The organism is Rhodococcus sp. 15-649-2-2, from assembly GCF_002258645.1.
Lineage (GTDB): Bacteria > Actinomycetota > Actinomycetes > Mycobacteriales > Mycobacteriaceae > Rhodococcoides.
Genome location: NZ_NPFM01000015.1, coordinates 34,141 through 50,508, shown reverse-complemented (window position 1 = coordinate 50,508; position 16,368 = coordinate 34,141). Strand labels below are relative to the sequence as shown.

The 16,368-nt window shown below is 64.0% G+C and carries 16 protein-coding genes; 7 read left to right on the top strand and 9 right to left on the bottom strand.

Annotation, left to right across the window (positions count from 1 at the left end; genetic code table 11):
• Positions 1-3: 3 nt before the first annotated feature.
• From vanX to uraD, 7 genes are all read right to left on the bottom strand, one after another.
• Positions 4-612 (bottom strand): D-Ala-D-Ala dipeptidase VanX, encoded by a 609-nt coding sequence (gene vanX / locus CH305_RS07505; RefSeq protein WP_094703295.1) that lies wholly within the window; start codon positions 610-612, stop codon positions 4-6.
• 61 nt (positions 613-673) lie between these two features.
• A complete protein-coding gene (locus tag CH305_RS07500) occupies positions 674-1,705 on the bottom strand; it encodes a D-isomer specific 2-hydroxyacid dehydrogenase family protein (RefSeq protein WP_094703294.1) in 1,032 nt (343 codons plus the stop codon).
• 232 nt (positions 1,706-1,937) lie between these two features.
• A complete protein-coding gene (locus tag CH305_RS07495) occupies positions 1,938-2,699 on the bottom strand; it encodes an IclR family transcriptional regulator (RefSeq protein ID WP_037151915.1) in 762 nt (253 codons plus the stop codon).
• A 43-nt stretch (positions 2,700-2,742) separates the two neighbouring features.
• Positions 2,743-4,143, bottom strand: a complete 1,401-nt coding sequence (locus tag CH305_RS07490; RefSeq protein WP_094703293.1) for a nucleobase:cation symporter-2 family protein — start codon at positions 4,141-4,143, stop codon at positions 2,743-2,745.
• A gap of 12 nt (positions 4,144-4,155) precedes the next feature.
• Positions 4,156-5,046: a factor-independent urate hydroxylase gene (pucL, locus tag CH305_RS07485; protein WP_032402225.1), complete on the bottom strand. Its 891-nt coding sequence runs from the start codon at positions 5,044-5,046 to the stop codon at positions 4,156-4,158.
• 5 nt (positions 5,047-5,051) lie between these two features.
• Complete coding sequence (gene uraH / locus CH305_RS07480) at positions 5,052-5,390, bottom strand: hydroxyisourate hydrolase (RefSeq protein WP_032402224.1); 339 nt, start codon at positions 5,388-5,390, stop codon at positions 5,052-5,054.
• Positions 5,383-5,928 (bottom strand): 2-oxo-4-hydroxy-4-carboxy-5-ureidoimidazoline decarboxylase, encoded by a 546-nt coding sequence (gene uraD / locus CH305_RS07475; RefSeq protein ID WP_256983596.1) that lies wholly within the window; start codon positions 5,926-5,928, stop codon positions 5,383-5,385. The genes uraH and uraD overlap by 8 nt, the downstream gene beginning before the upstream one ends.
• A gap of 222 nt (positions 5,929-6,150) precedes the next feature.
• On the opposite strand from uraD, the gene CH305_RS07470 reads away from it, so the two are divergent.
• The 7 genes from CH305_RS07470 to allB are packed head-to-tail and all read left to right on the top strand — an operon-like array spanning position 6,151 to position 13,589.
• Positions 6,151-6,546: a gamma-glutamylcyclotransferase gene (locus CH305_RS07470; protein ID WP_032385160.1), complete on the top strand. Its 396-nt coding sequence runs from the start codon at positions 6,151-6,153 to the stop codon at positions 6,544-6,546.
• A 12-nt stretch (positions 6,547-6,558) separates the two neighbouring features.
• Positions 6,559-7,395, top strand: a complete 837-nt coding sequence (locus tag CH305_RS07465; RefSeq protein WP_094703291.1) for a hydroxypyruvate isomerase family protein — start codon at positions 6,559-6,561, stop codon at positions 7,393-7,395.
• 8 nt (positions 7,396-7,403) lie between these two features.
• Positions 7,404-8,300 (top strand): 2-hydroxy-3-oxopropionate reductase, encoded by an 897-nt coding sequence (locus CH305_RS07460; protein WP_032402223.1) that lies wholly within the window; start codon positions 7,404-7,406, stop codon positions 8,298-8,300.
• Position 8,301: 1 nt separating this feature from the next.
• Positions 8,302-10,101, top strand: a complete 1,800-nt coding sequence (gene gcl / locus CH305_RS07455) for a glyoxylate carboligase (protein WP_094703290.1) — start codon at positions 8,302-8,304, stop codon at positions 10,099-10,101.
• Between the two features lie 2 nt (positions 10,102-10,103).
• Positions 10,104-11,237 (top strand): glycerate kinase, encoded by a 1,134-nt coding sequence (locus tag CH305_RS07450; protein WP_094703289.1) that lies wholly within the window; start codon positions 10,104-10,106, stop codon positions 11,235-11,237.
• Entirely contained in the window at positions 11,234-12,277 is a 1,044-nt protein-coding gene (gene alc, locus CH305_RS07445; RefSeq protein ID WP_094703288.1) for an allantoicase, read from the top strand. Before CH305_RS07450 ends, alc begins: the two co-directional genes overlap by 4 nt.
• Positions 12,228-13,589, top strand: coding sequence for an allantoinase AllB (gene allB, locus CH305_RS07440; RefSeq protein ID WP_094703287.1), 1,362 nt, complete (start codon positions 12,228-12,230; stop codon positions 13,587-13,589). The genes alc and allB overlap by 50 nt, the downstream gene beginning before the upstream one ends.
• On the opposite strand, the gene CH305_RS07435 is transcribed toward allB, so the two are convergent.
• Both CH305_RS07435 and CH305_RS07430 read right to left on the bottom strand, forming a co-directional pair.
• Positions 13,586-15,907, bottom strand: a complete 2,322-nt coding sequence (locus CH305_RS07435; protein ID WP_094703286.1) for an HNH endonuclease signature motif containing protein — start codon at positions 15,905-15,907, stop codon at positions 13,586-13,588. The two genes, allB and CH305_RS07435, sit on opposite strands and share 4 nt — an antisense overlap.
• A gap of 140 nt (positions 15,908-16,047) precedes the next feature.
• The gene (locus CH305_RS07430) at positions 16,048-16,338 is read right to left on the bottom strand and encodes a hypothetical protein (protein WP_094703285.1); all 291 of its coding nucleotides are present in this window, start codon (positions 16,336-16,338) and stop codon (positions 16,048-16,050) included.
• Positions 16,339-16,368: the final 30 nt, after the last annotated feature.

Here is a 16,368-nt window from a genome sequence, read left to right as displayed (position 1 = left end):
CGGCTACTCAATGGGGAAATCGAAGTAGGTGTTCGGAAAGGGCTCGTCTTTCAATGTGTAGTGCCACCACTCGCAGTCGTATCGAACAAACCCGCAATCTTCCATGATCGAACGCAGCTGCTGCCGGTTCCTTCCTTCGACCACCGTGATGCCCGGTGCGCCATGGCGTGAGATCGGATCCATCAGATCGTGATCACCTCCCATGGGAACGGGATCACCGCTGGACAGGTCATAAAGTGTCAAGTCCACGGTGCTCCCCCGACTGTGGCCCGACATTGCAGCGACGTAGCCCTTTTCGACCATCTCGGTCTTGTCGATATTCGGGTAGTGCCGCAATTTTGTCCGTCCGTCTTCAGGCTTTTGCGACCAACGCAAAAAGCAATCAACGGCGCGGCGCGGGCGATAGCCGTCCCACAGCAGTAGGCCGAAGCCCGCCGAAGCGGCCTTTTCTTGCGCTGTCCCCAACGCTGAGCACAACGCCTTCGTGCCAATGATCCGATTGGTTCCGTAGCCATCGACAACGTCGCCGGTGAAGTTGTCCGATGTAGCATACTTGGAATTCCATCGAATGCCGGAAATCGTCGTGTCTACAGCCACAAAGTCTGCATTCATCGGACGCCTCCCAACAAATAGAACGTCAAAGCTGAGGTACCTCTGCTATCTGGCGTCAATTTTATTGGCACCCGTTGCCTCTCTCGAAATTCAAGCAGTTCAGAATCGAATTCTCGACCATGTCATTCAAAGCATGGTCGGTGCGATAAGCAACATGCGGAGTAATGACGACGTTCGGCAATTTGTGTAGCCTCAGGAACGGCGCGCTCTCTATGGGAGTACTCCTCCGGTCCGCATAGAATATTCCTTCTTCCCCTTCGAGGACATCCAACGCCGCGCCACCCAATCTGCGGTCCTCGAGAGCGTCGACAAGGGAACTCGTATCGATGAGCGAGCCACGGCCGGTATTGATGACGAACGCGCCGCGCTTCATTCTCGAAATGCGCCTGCAATTCAAAAGATGGTGCGTATCCGCATTCAATGGCGTGTGGAGAGTGACGATGTCGCTCTCCCCCAACAATTCATCGAGAGAAACGTAGTCAGCCGCGCTGGTGGGAAGATTGTCGTAGGCCAGTATCCGGCACCCGAAACCCCAGAGCCTCTCGATGACCGCTCGACCGATGCGTCCTACGCCGATCACGCCGACGGTCAGGTCGCGCAGTTCCCGACCCCATACCTCACTCAGCCTGAAATCGTGAGTATTTGCACGGCAGATGACCGATTTTGCATTTCGTACCGCCATCAGCATGAGCATGAGTGTGTAGTCGGCAACACTGTCGGGTGAATACGCCACATTCTCGACGCAAATGCCCACACTCGCAGCGTATGAACAATCGATATGGTTGTACCCAATGCTCCTGGTGGATATGTACTCGACACCGGACCGACTGAGCGCCAGGAGTGCGGGGTTCGTGACTCTGTCTTTGTGCCCGATGCTGATGCAGCGGTTGCCCTCCGCCAATCTGCTGTTGGCCTCGGACAGCGGTTCGTCTGTGAAGACCGGCGCAACTCCATGGCGTTGCGCCATCTCGCTGAACAGGGCCGCCTCGTCTCGGCCACATCCGTAAACTGTCAAGCCCGATGCCGTAGCCACTGCAGACTCCTGCGGTCGAGCATGGAGTGCCGTAGGCAGTGCTGATTCTGTATTGGCCATGCCTAGAGTTAAGGCAATTCCCTGTTGTCGCCGCGTATGCGGTTTCAGATACACCGACGATACATTTGTGCTGGTGCCAGTGGGAACGCCGGGAGCCAGCTTCTCGACGACCGCACTCGCCGCACGCCGTCCAGACCGGCTTTCGCTTCTCGACGAAAGCCCGGACGCGTCAGTCGCGTCGATGCTTCTCTGACGGCGCTGTTACCACTGGTATGTGGTTGTGACCGCGCAATCAAGGCGCTGGATTGTTGCTCGCGAGATCCTTGGCCAGTCGCTCGGCCGCCGAGATCAGCAGGGGTACGAACTGTTCGGCCGATTCGAGGGTGACCCGAGCCGAGGGCCCCGCGATGGACATCGCCGTGAGTGTCGGAGCGCCGAGTACCGGGACGGCGAAGCAGCGCACCCCTACCTCCTGCTCGCCGTCGTCGATCGCGTAGCCGCGTTCGCGGATCAGCGCGAGATCCGCGAGCAACGCGTCGAGGGTGGTGATCGTGTTGACGGTGCGGGGAGTCATGCCGAGGCGGCCGACGATCGCGCGGACGGCGTCGTCGTCCAACTGCGACAGCAATGCCTTGCCGACGCCGGTGGAATGTGGCAACACGCGCTGACCGACCTCGTTGAACATCCGCATCGCGTGCTCCGACGGCACCTGCGCGACGTAGACCGCCATGTCGTCCTCGAGAAAGGCCATGTTGGACGTCTCGTGGGTGATCCGGACCAGCTCTGCGAGATACGGCTTGGCCCATCCACCGATGAGCTTGGAGGCACTGTCGCCCAATCGAATGAGTTTGGTGCCCAATGCATATCGGCGTGACGGTAAGCGCCTGACGTAGCCCAGGGAGACCAGTGTGCCGATCAGTCGGTGCACCGTCGGCATCGGCAGATCGGTCGCTTCGGCGAGTTCGCTGATCCCGATGGATCCACCGGAGGCGGCCATGATGTCGAGCAGCTCGAACGCGCGCTCCACGGACTGCACCCCGCCACCTGCCGCCACAGTCCACCTCGCACCGTCGTAGTCGTACCCGTCCCGAAGGACTCTACTGGTGATGCCGCGTCGCCACCGGCGGTGCAGCGGTCACCACCGAGGGTGAGGGCTTCTGGCCACGGGTGACGACGTTGAAGAGGATGTTCAGTACGACGGCCACGATGCTCGCGGCGCTGATACCCGAGTCGAGCACCACGTGCACCCAGTCGGGAAACGCGGCGTAGAAGCCCGGTACGGCGATGGGAATGACACCGAATCCGATGGCCACCGCCACTATGACGAGGTTGAGGTTGCCGTCGAACTCGACTTTGGACAGCGTCCGGATGCCGCTGGCCGCCACCGAGCCGAACAGCACGATGCCCGCACCGCCGAGCACCGGCAACGGCACCGATGCGACGACCAGCCCGAGGATGGGAAAGAGTCCGAGGAACAGCAGCACCGATCCGCCGGCTGCGACGACGTAGCGACTCTTGATCCCGGTGACGGCCACGAGTCCGACGTTCTGGGCGAACGCACTGGCCGGGAAGGTGCCGAACACGGGAGCGATGGTGGTGGCGACCATGTCTGCTCGCAGGCCGTCGCCGACGCGTCGGGCATCGACCTCGGTGCCGACGATTTCACCGACGGCCAGGATGTCGGCGGTGGTTTCAGTCATGATCACCAGGATGACGACCACCATCGACATGATGGCCGCCACCTGGAATGTCGGTGCTCCGAACGCGAACGGCTCGGGGAAGCTGAAGATGGCACCGTCACTCACACCGGAGAAATCGGCCTTGCCGACGAGGACCGCGAACACCGTGCCGACGATGATGCCGATGAGGATCGACAAGCGCGAGAGTGTGCCCTGCACGAGTCGGCTGACGAGCAGAACCACCACGAGGCTGAATGCCGCGAGACCGATGTTGGACATCGAGCCCCAATCGGTGGCCTGCTGATCTCCGCCCATGGCCCACCGAACCGCAACGGGCAGTAGCGAGATGCCGATGACGGTGATGATCGTGCCGGTCACCACCGGTGGGAAGAAGCGAACGATCTTGCTGAAGAACGGGGTGATGAGGATGCCGATGGCACCGGCGGCGATGATGGCTCCGAACACCGAGTTCAGTCCGCCCGGGCCGCTCGCGATCGCCACCATCGTCGAGACGGACGCGAACGAAATTCCCTGTACCAGAGGTAACTTCGCACCGAAGTAGGGTACTCCGAGTGTCTGCAGCAACGTGGCCGCTCCGCTGACGAACAGCGCGGCCGAGACCAGCAGTGCGATCTCGGTGCCGGTCAATCCCGCTGCGCCGCCGACGATCAGGGGTGGTGCGATGACACCGCCGTACATCGTCAGGATGTGCTGCAATCCGTAGACGTACGACCTGCCGATCGACAACCGCTCGTCCTCGGGACGGGCGGGATCGTGCGGCGCATGAGTCTTGGTCGGCGTGCGTTTCGTCAGCTTCATGTCGTCTCGCTCCTAGCAGAATCCGGGCACGGTATCCCAGGCGCGGCCTGCGTCCGGGGCATCGTCGCGTTCCACCGTGGCCTCGATCAGACCGTAGGGGCGATCCGCGACGTAGAAGACCTCACCGGGGTTGTCGAGTCCGAACGGCTCGAGGTCGACGAGGAAGTGGTGGATGTTGGGCATCGAGAACTTGATCTCGCCGATCTCCGGGTGTGCTTCGAGAACCTGCTTGCCCATCTGGAACAGGCTCTGCTGCAACGCAAGAGAGTGAGTGGACGCGAAGGCATCGAGCATGATCGAACGGACGTCGTCGAAGGTCTTGTCGAAATCGAGCTCGGTGGTGAGGTACCGCCAGCGGGCGCTGACCGAGGTGGCCAGGATTCGGTCCGTGGTTTCCTTCAGCGTGGTGTAGCGGTCTTTCGGGTAACCCCAGAACTCCGACGCCGTGGAGTTGAGGACCACAAGATCGCTGACTCCGGAGACGATGGAGATGTCGTCGCCGTCGACCGTGACGATCGTGTTCCGCTTCTCGTCGCTCGCCTTGACGAACGAGTGGTCGTATCCGTCACTTCCGTTCGCGATACGTGACCACTGGTACTGCTCGATCTCCCAGCGTCCACCGCTGATCCAATCGAAGTTGCCGGTGAAGTGCGCGCCCAGACGGAGTGCGAAGTTCTCGATCGCGCCGATGCCGTCGCGAGCGAAGGCGTAGACGGTGTTCTTCTGGGTGTCCGTGGCGACGACGTGGGCGTTGTCGCCTTCGATGTGGACAGCGTCGAGGTCGCCGCGAAGCTGTGAGGTGACGCTGACGTCGGTGATGCGGTGGCGGGGCGTCTCGCGGTCGATGCGGACGAGCCTGCATTCGGCCTTGCCGTACTGGTTTGCTCCGAGCACGATGGTCATGGGTTCTAGCTCCCTCGATAGGTGGTGAAAGCGAAAGGACTCAACAGAAGTGGGATGTGGTAGTGCTGGTCGGGTGCGGTGATCTCGAAGGTGACGACAACTTCGGGGTGAAAGCATTCGGTGTTCTGCGCCGCGAAGTACGCACCGGTGTCGAAGGTGAGGCGATAGGTTCCGGGTGTCAGTTCACTCGGCCCGAGTGAGGAGACTCGGCCCTGTTCGTCGGTGACGGCGTGGGCTGCCTGGGCGCCGGTAGCGTCGGTCAGAGAGATCGATATCCCCTGCGCCGGAATTCCTTTGGCGGCATCGAGTACGTGAGCGGTCACGTGGCTGCGGTGGTCAGGCATTGCCCAGGCTTCCTGTCGCGCGCACTGCCGCGATCTCTCGCAGTTCGTGCTCGACTACCGCAGCTTCGGTTCGGCGGTCGTTGGCGAGTCGGCTGTCCAGGGCCTTCAGCACGTCATGTGCGTCGCGGCCGGCTGCCCTGATCAGGAACACCTGCCCGAAGCGCTTCTCGTAGGCCAGGTTCCCCGCTCGCAGGCGTTGTTCGATGCTCTCGTCCGAGACGTCCACGCCGGATTGCTCGGTGCTCGCATGGCGAGCGCTGGCGTCGTCACCCTCGGGCCGTTCGCCGATGCGCGGATGTACCGCGAGTGCTCGGTGTACTTCGTCGGCCGTCAGTGGCGATGCGGCGTGGGTGATGGCGTGGCGAAGGGACCGGTCGTCGACGAACGGTCGGTGCCGTAGAACCTCGTTCACCCAACGGGGAACGTCCAGGCAGAGCGACAGGATTCGAGCAGCTTCGGCCTCGGGGGCCTCGTTCAATTCGGTCGTCGCGTCGGGACCGCGCAGTCGCGATTCCGCATTACGAAATGTTGATTCCACCAAACGAGCGTGACACCGATCACAACCGGTGTCAAGGGTCGATGTGTGGCCCGCCGCGAGAGAGGGCTTTCTCGTTGCAGCAGCGGGGCATTGGGCGCACGGGCCCACACCGGGTCTTGACAGGACCACGTGGCGCACGCCACACTCGGTCGAACAAACGGAATTCAAATTCCGCATTACGGACTTTCAGTTGGTCCGCTCGACTCCGAAAGGAACGACTTCATGACGGAGCTCTTCTGCAATGGCGGTGCCATGCGCGGCGGTAGCCTGCACCACAACGTCTCCTCGCACCCGTTCGTGGGCACGGTGCGCACCACGCCCAACTACCGGTTCTTCTCGGTACGGGACGAATTCCCGGCGCTGCTGCTCGATCACACCGCCGGTGCGGCCATCGAAGGCGAGCTGTACGACATTCCGCTCGACGACATCCGTACCGCGTTCCTCCCGGACGAACCGCCGGAGCTCGAGCTCACCGTGGTTGCGCTCGAGGACGGGCGTTCCGTCCTCGGCGTCGGCCTACGCCCCGGGGTGCTCGACGCGCAACCGGACGAGCTGACCGACATCACCTACGCCGGCAGCTGGCGTCGATACCGCGGACTGCCGCAACCTCAGAACTGAAAGGCACTGCGCATGAACCCCTTTGCTGACTCTCGACTCCAGTACACCGTCAACTGTTCCATTCTCTTCACCGATGTGCCCGTGCTCGATCGCCCGCAGCGTGCTCGTGACGCGGGGTTCGACGCCGTGGAATTCTGGTGGCCGTTCTCGAACCCGGTCCCGTCCGATGCCGACGTCGCTGCATTCGTGTCGGCCGTCCGGGATGCGGGCGTACAGCTGACCGGCCTGAACTTCGCCGCGGGAGACATGCCCGCCGGGGATCGCGGGATCCTCTCCGATCCGGCCCAAGTGCAGGCGTTCCGCGACAACATCGACGTCACCGTCGGAATCGGAGAGCAGCTGGGCACCCGGGCCTTCAACGCCCTGTACGGCAACCGTATCGACGGTGTGGATCCGCTGGATCAGGACGAGGTCGCCATCGAGAACCTGGCCGCCGCAGGTAGAGCTTCAGCGAAGATCGGCGGCGTCGTGCTGGTGGAACCCGTCAGCGGCGCGCCCGCCTACCCGTTGAAGTCCGCTGCCGGTGCCGTCGCCACTATCCGCCGCGTAGCCCGTGAGCAGGACGTACACAACCTGCGCCTGCTCGCCGACCTCTACCACCTCGCCGTCAACGGAGAGGACGTTCCCGCAGCACTCGAGGCACACCACGACCTGATCGGGCACGTGCAGATCGCCGACTCCCCGGGCCGCGGCGAGCCGGGAACCGGCAGCCTCGATCTCGGCGGACAGCTCACCGGTCTGGCAGCACGGGGTTACGAAGGCTACGTCGGACTCGAATACAAAGCCACCCGCGAGAACACGTTCGACTGGCTCCAGCTGGCTCTCTCCACCGGCACCACTACCAAGTAGGGATTGATATGAGCACCATTGCATTCATCGGCCTCGGAATCATGGGCAGCCCCATGTCCGTTCATCTCGCCAAAGCAGGCCACCAGGTGGTCGGCTACAACCTGACGCCCGACCGCACCGGCCCCCTCGTCGAAGCCGGCGGTACCGCGGCCGACTCGATCGCCAAAGCCGTCCACGACGCCGACATCGTCGCGATCATGGTTCCCGACTCTCCGGACGTGCAGGAGGTTCTCACCGGTGAGGGCGGTGTCTTCGACAATGCTCGACGCGACGCGCTGATCATCGACTTCTCCAGCATCCGTCCCGACGTCACCGCCACCTTGGCGGCCGACGCGTCCTCGCGCGGGTTCCGTATCCTCGACGCCCCGGTATCCGGCGGACAGGCCGGTGCCGAGAACGCGACTCTGTCGATCATGGTCGGTGGCAGCGCGGACGACTTCGCCACGGCCAAGCCGATTCTCGACGTCGTCGGCAAGACCGTCGTGCACGTGGGTCCGAGCGGATCCGGGCAGACGGTCAAGGCGGCCAACCAGTTGATCGTGGCCGGCAACATTCAGGTGCTCGCGGAGGCCATTGCGTTCCTCGAGGCCTACGGCGTCGATCTGGCTGCGTCGGTGGAAGTTCTCGGGGGCGGCCTCGCTGGTTCGGCCGTGCTGAACCAGAAGGCGCAGAAGATGCTGGACCGCTCGTTCGAGCCTGGCTTCCGCATCGACCTGCACCACAAGGACCTCGGCATCGTCACCTCGGCTGCGCGTGAAGCGGGCGTCGTGATTCCGATGGGCGCGGTGCTGGCACAGCTGATGGCCTCCGCCCGCGCCAACGGTGATGGTGGACTGGACCATTCGGCGCTGTACCGCGGTGTCGCTCGGCTCTCGGGCTCCTCGATCACAGGTAAGGACAACTGACATGGCCAGGATGCGCGCGGCCGATGCCGCAGTGAAGATTCTCGAACTCGAAGGTGCAACAACTGCATTCGGCCTGCCCGGTGCTGCGATCAACCCGTTCTACGCGTCGATGCGCAATCACGGTGGCATCCGGCACGTGCTGGCTCGCCACGTCGAAGGTGCCTCGCACATGGCGGAGGGCTTCACCCGCGCCGCACCGGGCAACATCGGTATCTGTATCGGTACCTCCGGTCCGGCCGGTACCGACATGATCACCGGGCTGTATTCGGCCATGGCCGACTCGATTCCGATCCTCGCGATCACCGGCCAGGCTCCGGTTGCGCGGCTGCACAAGGAGGACTTCCAGGCCGTCGACATCGCATCGATCGCTGCGCCCGTCACCAAGATGGCGATGACGGTGCTCGAGCCGGCCCAGGTTCCCGGTGCATTTGCGCAGGCGTTCCATCTGATGCGGTCCGGTCGCCCCGGTCCGGTACTGATCGATCTGCCCATCGACGTGCAGCTGGCCGAGATCGACTTCGATCCCGACACGTACCAGTCGCTGCCCGTGCACAAGCCCGTCGCCTCGCGTGCTCAGGCCGAGAAGGCCATCGACATGCTTCTGGCTGCCGAGCGCCCATTGATCGTGGCCGGCGGCGGCATCATCAACGCCGATGCGTCGGACTTGCTCGTGCAGCTCGCCGAGATCCTCGACGTGCCGGTCATCCCGACGCTGATGGGCTGGGGCACCATCCCGGACGACCACCGCCTCGCCGCAGGCATGGTCGGTCTGCAGACCGCGCACCGATACGGCAACGCGACCATGTTGGCCTCGGACTTCGTGCTCGGCATCGGAAACCGTTGGGCCAACCGGCATACCGGCGGCCTCGACACATACCGCAAGGGCCGGAAGTTCGTCCACGTCGACATCGAGCCGACCCAGATCGGACGCGTCTTCGCGCCCGACTACGGCATCATCTCCGACGCCAAGGCCGCCCTCGAGCAGTTCGTGGCCGTCGCCGAGGAGCGTCGTGCCGCAGGCACGCTGCGTGACCTGTCCGGTTGGGTCGAGGACTGTGCGACGCGCAAGCGCACGATGCATCGCCGCACTCACTTCGACAACGTGCCGATCAAGCCTCAGCGCGTGTACGAGGAGATGAACAAGGTCTTCGATCGGGATACCCGCTACATCAGCACCATCGGGCTCTCGCAGATCGCGGGCGGTCAGTTCCTGCACGTCTACTCCCCCCGCAACTGGATCAACTGCGGGCAGGCCGGCCCGCTCGGCTGGACGATCCCTGCGGCTCTGGGTGCGGTGGCTGCCGATCCGACCGCGAATGTCGTTGCCCTGTCCGGCGATTACGACTTCCAGTTCATGATCGAGGAGCTGGCTGTCGGTGCGCAGTTCAATCTGCCGTACGTGCATGTGGTGGTGAACAACTCGTACCTGGGACTGATCCGGCAGGCGCAGCGCGCCTTCGACATGGACTTCTGCGTCCAGCTGGGATTCGACAACATCAACCACCAGGACACCTTGGACACTCAGCCCGGTATCCCCAAGGGGTACGGCGTCGACCACGTCCAGGTGGCAGAAGGCCTGGGGTGCAAAGCGCTTCGGGTCACCGAGCCCGAGCTCATCGGTGAGGCGCTCGTGCGGGCCAGGACTCTGGCCAACGAGCACAAGGTTCCCGTTGTAGTCGAGATCATTCTGGAGCGGGTCACCAACATCTCGATGGGTACCGAGATCGACAACGTCGGTGAGTTCGAGGAACTGGCCAACACGTCGGCGGACGCGCCCACCGCGCTGCTTCTGCTGGACTAGAGATGACGCGAATTCTGCTGGCGCCCGACAAGTTCAAGGGCTCGCTGTCCGCGGCCGAGGTCGCTCGCGCGTTGGCCGAAGGTCTGGTCGCGGTAGACCCGTCGCTCGAGACGGTGTGCCTACCCGTCGCCGATGGGGGTGACGGCACCGTCGATGCTGCCGTCACCGCCGGGTGGGACCGGGTGGCCGTCACGTGCTCGGGGCCGACCGGTGAGGCGGTCGATACGTCGTATGCCCGTCGTGGTGATACTGCCGTCGTCGAACTCGCCTCGGCGGTCGGGCTCGAGCTTCTGCCGGGCGGTCGCTCGGATGCGCTGGGAGCCAGCACGTTCGGGCTGGGCACGGTGATCGCGCATGCACTCGAGGCCGGCGCTGATCGTATCGTCGTCGGGCTCGGGGGCAGCGCATCCACTGACGGCGGCGCGGGCATGCTGACGGCGCTGGGGGCACGCATCCTCGATGCCGACGGCAACGACGTCGCGCGTGGTGGCGGTGCTTTACGTGGCGCGGTGCAGCTGGATGTCTCCGGTCTGATGCCGTCGGCTCGGAATGCGGTGTTCGAGTTGGCGTGCGATGTCGACAACCCGTTGCTCGGCCGGACCGGAGCGGCAGCGGTCTACGGACCGCAGAAGGGTGCCGGACCGCAGGAACTGCTGTATCTGGAACACGGAATGCGGCAGTGGGCGTATCTGGTGCGCAACGCAATCGGACGCGATGTCAGTGGTCTCGCCGGCACCGGGGCGGCTGGCGGCACGGCGTTCGGAGCCATTGCTGTACTCGGTGCGGTTGCCAAGCCGGGTATCGAGACCGTGCTCGAGCTGATCGACTTCGCCGGTGCCCTCGCCGGCGCAGATCTGGTCGTCACCGGCGAGGGCTCACTCGACGAGCAGAGCCTCTACGGCAAGGCACCCATCGGAGTCGCGCACGCAGCGCGCGAAGCGGGTGTTCCGGTGATCACTGTCGCGGGGCGCAGCGTCATCGGCCTGGATCGGTTGCGCACTCACGGGATCGTTGCCTCCTATGCGTTGGCCGATCTCGAGCCGGACCCCCGAATCTCCATGCGCGACGCGGCCAGGCTGCTCCGCGAGGTAGGTCGAATGATCACCACCACAAACATTTCGGAAGGAATCTCATGAGCACCACGCACTTCACCTCGTTGACCGATCTCGCGTCTCGGGCTCTCGGCGGCAGCGTCTCGGCGGCGAACGACGAACTGTTCGCGCAGCGCGAGAACCTGATCAAGCCCGACGCTCCGCTGTTCGATCCGGCGGACTTCGGCCACAAGGGAAAGGTGTACGACGGGTGGGAAACTCGACGTCGTCGTGACGAGGGTGGGCACGACTGGGCGATCGTTCGTCTCGGCGCACCGGGCATCGTGCACGGCGTGGTGGTCGACACCGCACACTTCACCGGCAACTACCCGCCGTTCGTCTCCATCGAAGCGGCGTCGATCGAGGGCTACCCGTCCCTCGACGATGTGCTGAAGGCGGACTGGCACACCATCGTGGACAAGTCTGCGGCAGTGGGTGATACAGCGAATACTTATGAGGTGGCGGATCGGCACCGGTGGACGCACGTACGCCTGTCCATCTATCCCGACGGCGGCGTAGCTCGGTTCCGCGTGCACGGTCAGATAGTGCAGGACCCTCGCTTCCTCGGGGGCACCATCGACCTGCTCGCGGCCGAGAACGGTGCGCGACTCACCGATTGCTCGGATGCCTTCTATTCTTCCCCCGCCAACATCATCCTGCCCGGGCGGGCGCGGAACATGGGCGAGGGCTGGGAGAACTCCCGTCGTCGCAACGGCGGCAACGACTACGCGGTCTTCGCACTCGCGGCACCCGGCGCACCTCGGCACGTCGAGGTCGACACGAGCTACTACGTCGGAAACGCTCCGGGGTGGGTTCGGCTCAGCGCCATCGATTCTCGTCGCCGACACATCACGGATCCGACGGCGTGGACCGAGATTCTCGAGCGCACCGCGGTACAGCCGGACACGCGACACCGTTTCCTGCTGAACGAGACGGAGGCGTACACACACCTACGACTCGACGTGTACCCCGACGGCGGTTTGTCTCGGTTGCGATTGTTCGGCGAGCTCGACGCCGATGCCCTCGACGCGGCAGATGTCGCATGGAAGTCGTCCGAGCTCCAGAGTGTCTCCAGTGCAGTCTGATCTGGTTCTTCGCGCTGCTCGTGCAGTGATCGGCGGACGAGAGGTCTCGGCGTCGATCTCTCTCCGGGACGGCCGGATCGTGGCTATCGATTCCTATGATGTGGATGCTTCGGTCGCTGCTGGGACGGTGGTCGAGCTCGGGCCGGACGAGGTGTTGCTGCCCGGGCTGGTCGATACCCACGTGCACGTCAACGAGCCGGGGCGCACCGAGTGGGAGGGGTTTGCCAGCGCTACCCGGGCGGCTGCGGCCGGTGGCATCACGACCATCGTCGATATGCCGCTCAACAGTATTCCCCCCACTGTCGACGTCGCGGCGCTGGAGATCAAGCGCCGGGTTGCGGCCGAGAAGTCGGTCGTGAACGTCGGATTCTGGGGCGGTGCAGTTCCCGGAAACGTCGATCAGCTGCGACCGTTGCACGACGCAGGAGTCTTCGGATTCAAGTGCTTCCTGCTGGCGTCGGGCGTGGACGAGTTTCCGCCGCTGACGATTTCGGAACTGGAGAAGGCTCTCATCGAGATCGCGTCGTTCGACGGGCTGATGATCGTGCACGCGGAGAATGCCGAGGTCATCGCCGAGGCCCCGTCCGCGGCGGGTCGTGAGTACGCGGGGTTCCTGGAATCGCGTCCGCGGGCGGCAGAGAACCGGGCCATCGAGCAGGTGATCGAGCTCTCCCGTCAGACAGGGTGCCGGGTGCACATTCTGCATCTGTCGAGTGCGGATGCGCTGCCGATGATTGCAGCGGCGAAGCGCGACGGGGTGCGGGTAACCGTCGAAACCTGTCCGCACTACCTGTGTTTCGACGCCGAGGACGTGCCGGCGGGAGCGACGCAGTTCAAATGCTGCCCGCCGATCCGGGAGGCCGGCAACCGAGAGGCGCTGTGGCAGGGTCTGCTCGACGGCACGATCGACACGATTGTCACCGACCACTCCCCCTGCACCCCCGACCTCAAGCGGTTCGACACCGGGGACTTCGGCGATGCCTGGGGTGGCATCGCGTCGTTGCAAGTGTCACTTGCTGCGGTGTGGACCGAGGCGCGATCCCGCGGCTGTGCACTGACCGACATCGTACGATGGATGGCCACGAACACCGCCGATCAGGTGGGCATGACTGATCGCGGACGCATCGAGGTCGGTTGCGCTGCAGACCTTGTGGTGTTCGCGCCCGACGAGAAATTCACCGTTGACGTTGCGCAGTTGTACCACCGAAACCCGGTGACGGCTTACGATCGACTGGGCTTGTCGGGTGTGGTGCGACGGTCATGGATCGCAGGGTCGGAATCCTCGACGGGGCGTCTGCTGTCGCGCGACTAGAACGGCGGTGCCGTGTCGTCTGTCTCGGTTTGTTCGTTGTCGGGTGGGTCGGGGTAGGCGATGATGCCGGATCGTCTGGGTTTGGTGGGGATGTGTGGCCTCAGGTCGTTGCCGATGATGGGTACGGCTGTTCCGTTGGCGGGCAGGGTGATTCGGGTGGTCTTGGAAGTGGAGGTCCACAGGATGGCGCCGCCGGGGAGCATGACGGCTTTCCAGTAGCCGGAGGTTTTGACGGTGTGGTGGAACTCGCAGAGGCATTGGAGGTTGTTGATGGTGGTCCAGCCGCCGCCGAGGGGGTTGGCGTGGTCGAAGGGGATCACGTGATCGAGTTGGCAGCGGTCGGCGGGGCGGTGGCAGTCGGGGAAGCGACAGTGGCGGTCACGTAGCCGTACGGCGGCGGTGGTGAGGGTGTCGGGTCGGTAGATCAGGGCTCGGTCGGTCAGTGGGTCCCGTGCGACGGATTTTCCGAGGGTGGGGTCGGCGGCGATCGCGGCTTCGAGTGCAGCGGCCAGTGATGCGTTGCCGAGGTAGAGGCCCGAGGGTGTGTGGCCTGCTGTAGGGATCGTCCGGTTGCGCCGAATTGCGGAGGGCAGGTCGAGGGCAGAGCTGTGCCGTGTGCCCCTGCCGACTGGTGTGTGGGTGCAGAACAGGGACGCAGCGGAGGTCAGTGATCCCACGCGACGCTGGTGTTGGCCGTTACTGACAGCAGCGGCAGCAGCCGAGCCTGTTCCTGGTGCCGGGCCTTCGGCTGACGTCGGACGCGATGTTGCGGAGTCGGATGGTGGTGTGGAGCCGGATGGTGTTGTGAATGAGCGTGATTCCGAACAGCTCGGTGCGACATCAGGTGCCGGCGGTGTCTGGTCCGCAGCTAGTGGTGGAGCTGATGCGGGTTCGGACGATGCAGCTGTCTCAGGGTCGGTGTCCGACGTCGGCTCTGGTTGCGGGTCGGTCACCGCTGCCCCTGCGCGTGTTGCTGCGTGCTTCTGGGCAGGATCGGCGGCGTCCGGTTCAGGAGCTGGCGACGGGTCGGCCGCAGGTGTGGGTGCGGACTCGTCGTTTGCCCCGGCATCGCCGATATGGCCGGTGTCGTCGACCTCATCTGCTGGTGCGGCTGGTGCCGATGCCGAGGTGTTCTCAGGTGCAGGTGCAGGTGAACTGGCCGACGTCGGTGCGGTCGAGGAATCAGCATCCCTACCCGAATCCGCGGCCGACCCCGTTGCCCCATCACCATGAGCAGCTGTTGCAGCATCGGCATCAGCAGCCGAGTCCACGCCTTCGTCTCTGTCTGCGTCGGCGTCTGTGTCTGTATCCCTGTCGGCGTCTGGTTCCATCGCTGTTCCCGCCTCGGGTCCTGTTGCAGCCCCTGTCTTCTCACTGTCCGAGCGACGTTCCCATACCCCGGTCTCCGGGTTCTGCACAGCCAGTCCCAGCTTCTCTGCGAGGGTGACTGCTTCGGTGAGCAGGATCTGCCACTGACTGTTGCGTGCGAGTTCCCGCGCGAGGTCGGGGTCGATGGATCCGTGGCCGGCCAGATACGCCGGGTTCGCGAGTAGTCCGATGAGGGTGGCGATGTCGACGGTGATCATCGTCAACGGCACTCGTCGATCCGGCAATGCTGCATCTTTTTTCGGGCAATCCGCGCGTCGGCACAGGCATGTCAGGCGGGGTTCGCCGTGCATGCGGGCCATGAACGCATCACACAGGCGCTCTTTCTTGCCGCGGGGGTCCTTCGGGCAGAGGGTGTCGGCCATCTCCTCGAGGAGCTGCCATGCGGCGGCGGCCTCGGGGGCGGTCAATTCCGCTCGAATCCGCGCCAACTCTCCGGCCGGGCTGTAGGTGACGCTCCGGAACTTCTTGGCGAATTCCCGTAGTGCTGCCGCTTCGTCGGGGGCGACCCGGAGCAGGATGTCCCAGATCTCCTTTTCGAGGGGACCCGGTGACGACCGGCGGGCGGCCTCGACGATGTCGTCCTCGACGGACGTGACGATGTCGTCGGAGAGGTTGTCGAGGATGCGGCACACCGTCCGTACCCGCGGGAGATCGATCTCCCCGGTCTCGAATGCTGCCCGCAGCAGTGGGAGTCGGGTGTTCAGGGCGACGCCCACGGAGACGTACGATTCGGCGACCGTCGCCGAACATCCCAACGCCACTGCCATCTCGGTGCGTCCGTACCGGCTGTAGTGCTTGTACTTGGAATCGAGGGTGATCCAGTCGCAGTGCACGCGGTAGCAGGCAGCGACCTTCCGGGCAGCGTGACGATTTTCTGCACACGCAGCAGCGGTCAACGCCTCCAGCGACACGATCGGTACTGCACCCATTTTTCACCCCCCGGTGAGCAACGATTCAGAACATGCGTTCGAACTGAATGGAGACTATCCCAGCCCACCGACAAGAAACGGAAGTGTCGATCAAGGCCTCTCGACCAGGCGATCTTGGTCCAAATAGAGATTGCTGCCGGTCAGGTGTAACTACTTCCCACGTCTTGCACAGTGAGTTGAAGCGCGGGAGGTACAGGTTTGCCGACCCGGTGAGGAGTCCCGGGCAGAAGGCTAAGGGTGATGACGCGGACGTCGTCTTTCCAGACCTCTGAATCGAACTCGTCCTGCTGATCGATGCAGGTGTCGTTGCCATCGGTTGCCTCCGGGGTCCACCCGAGGAGGCTCAACTCCGCTGCGACCACGTCCATCGAGTCGACGAAAGCGTGACTGATCGCCGGGTCCACCACCGCCGAAGCAGCCTCGGACTCCATCGGAACAGTGATCCTTCGCTATCGACACCC

Coding starts and splice junctions, on each gene's coding strand:
- CH305_RS07435 (WP_094703286.1), bottom strand. CDS start 15,907: ATGGGTGCAGTACCGATCGTGTCGCTGGAGGCGTTGACCGCTGCTGCG.
- CH305_RS07490 (WP_094703293.1), bottom strand. CDS start 4,143: ATGAAGCTGACGAAACGCACGCCGACCAAGACTCATGCGCCGCACGAT.
- CH305_RS07460 (WP_032402223.1), top strand. CDS start 7,404: ATGAGCACCATTGCATTCATCGGCCTCGGAATCATGGGCAGCCCCATG.
- CH305_RS07450 (WP_094703289.1), top strand. CDS start 10,104: ATGACGCGAATTCTGCTGGCGCCCGACAAGTTCAAGGGCTCGCTGTCC.
- CH305_RS07500 (WP_094703294.1), bottom strand. CDS start 1,705: ATGGCCAATACAGAATCAGCACTGCCTACGGCACTCCATGCTCGACCG.
- CH305_RS07470 (WP_032385160.1), top strand. CDS start 6,151: ATGACGGAGCTCTTCTGCAATGGCGGTGCCATGCGCGGCGGTAGCCTG.
- alc (WP_094703288.1), top strand. CDS start 11,234: ATGAGCACCACGCACTTCACCTCGTTGACCGATCTCGCGTCTCGGGCT.
- CH305_RS07465 (WP_094703291.1), top strand. CDS start 6,559: ATGAACCCCTTTGCTGACTCTCGACTCCAGTACACCGTCAACTGTTCC.
- CH305_RS07430 (WP_094703285.1), bottom strand. CDS start 16,338: ATGGAGTCCGAGGCTGCTTCGGCGGTGGTGGACCCGGCGATCAGTCAC.
- allB (WP_094703287.1), top strand. CDS start 12,228: ATGTCGCATGGAAGTCGTCCGAGCTCCAGAGTGTCTCCAGTGCAGTCT.
- gcl (WP_094703290.1), top strand. CDS start 8,302: ATGGCCAGGATGCGCGCGGCCGATGCCGCAGTGAAGATTCTCGAACTC.
- vanX (WP_094703295.1), bottom strand. CDS start 612: ATGAATGCAGACTTTGTGGCTGTAGACACGACGATTTCCGGCATTCGA.
- pucL (WP_032402225.1), bottom strand. CDS start 5,046: ATGACCATCGTGCTCGGAGCAAACCAGTACGGCAAGGCCGAATGCAGG.
- uraH (WP_032402224.1), bottom strand. CDS start 5,390: ATGCCTGACCACCGCAGCCACGTGACCGCTCACGTACTCGATGCCGCC.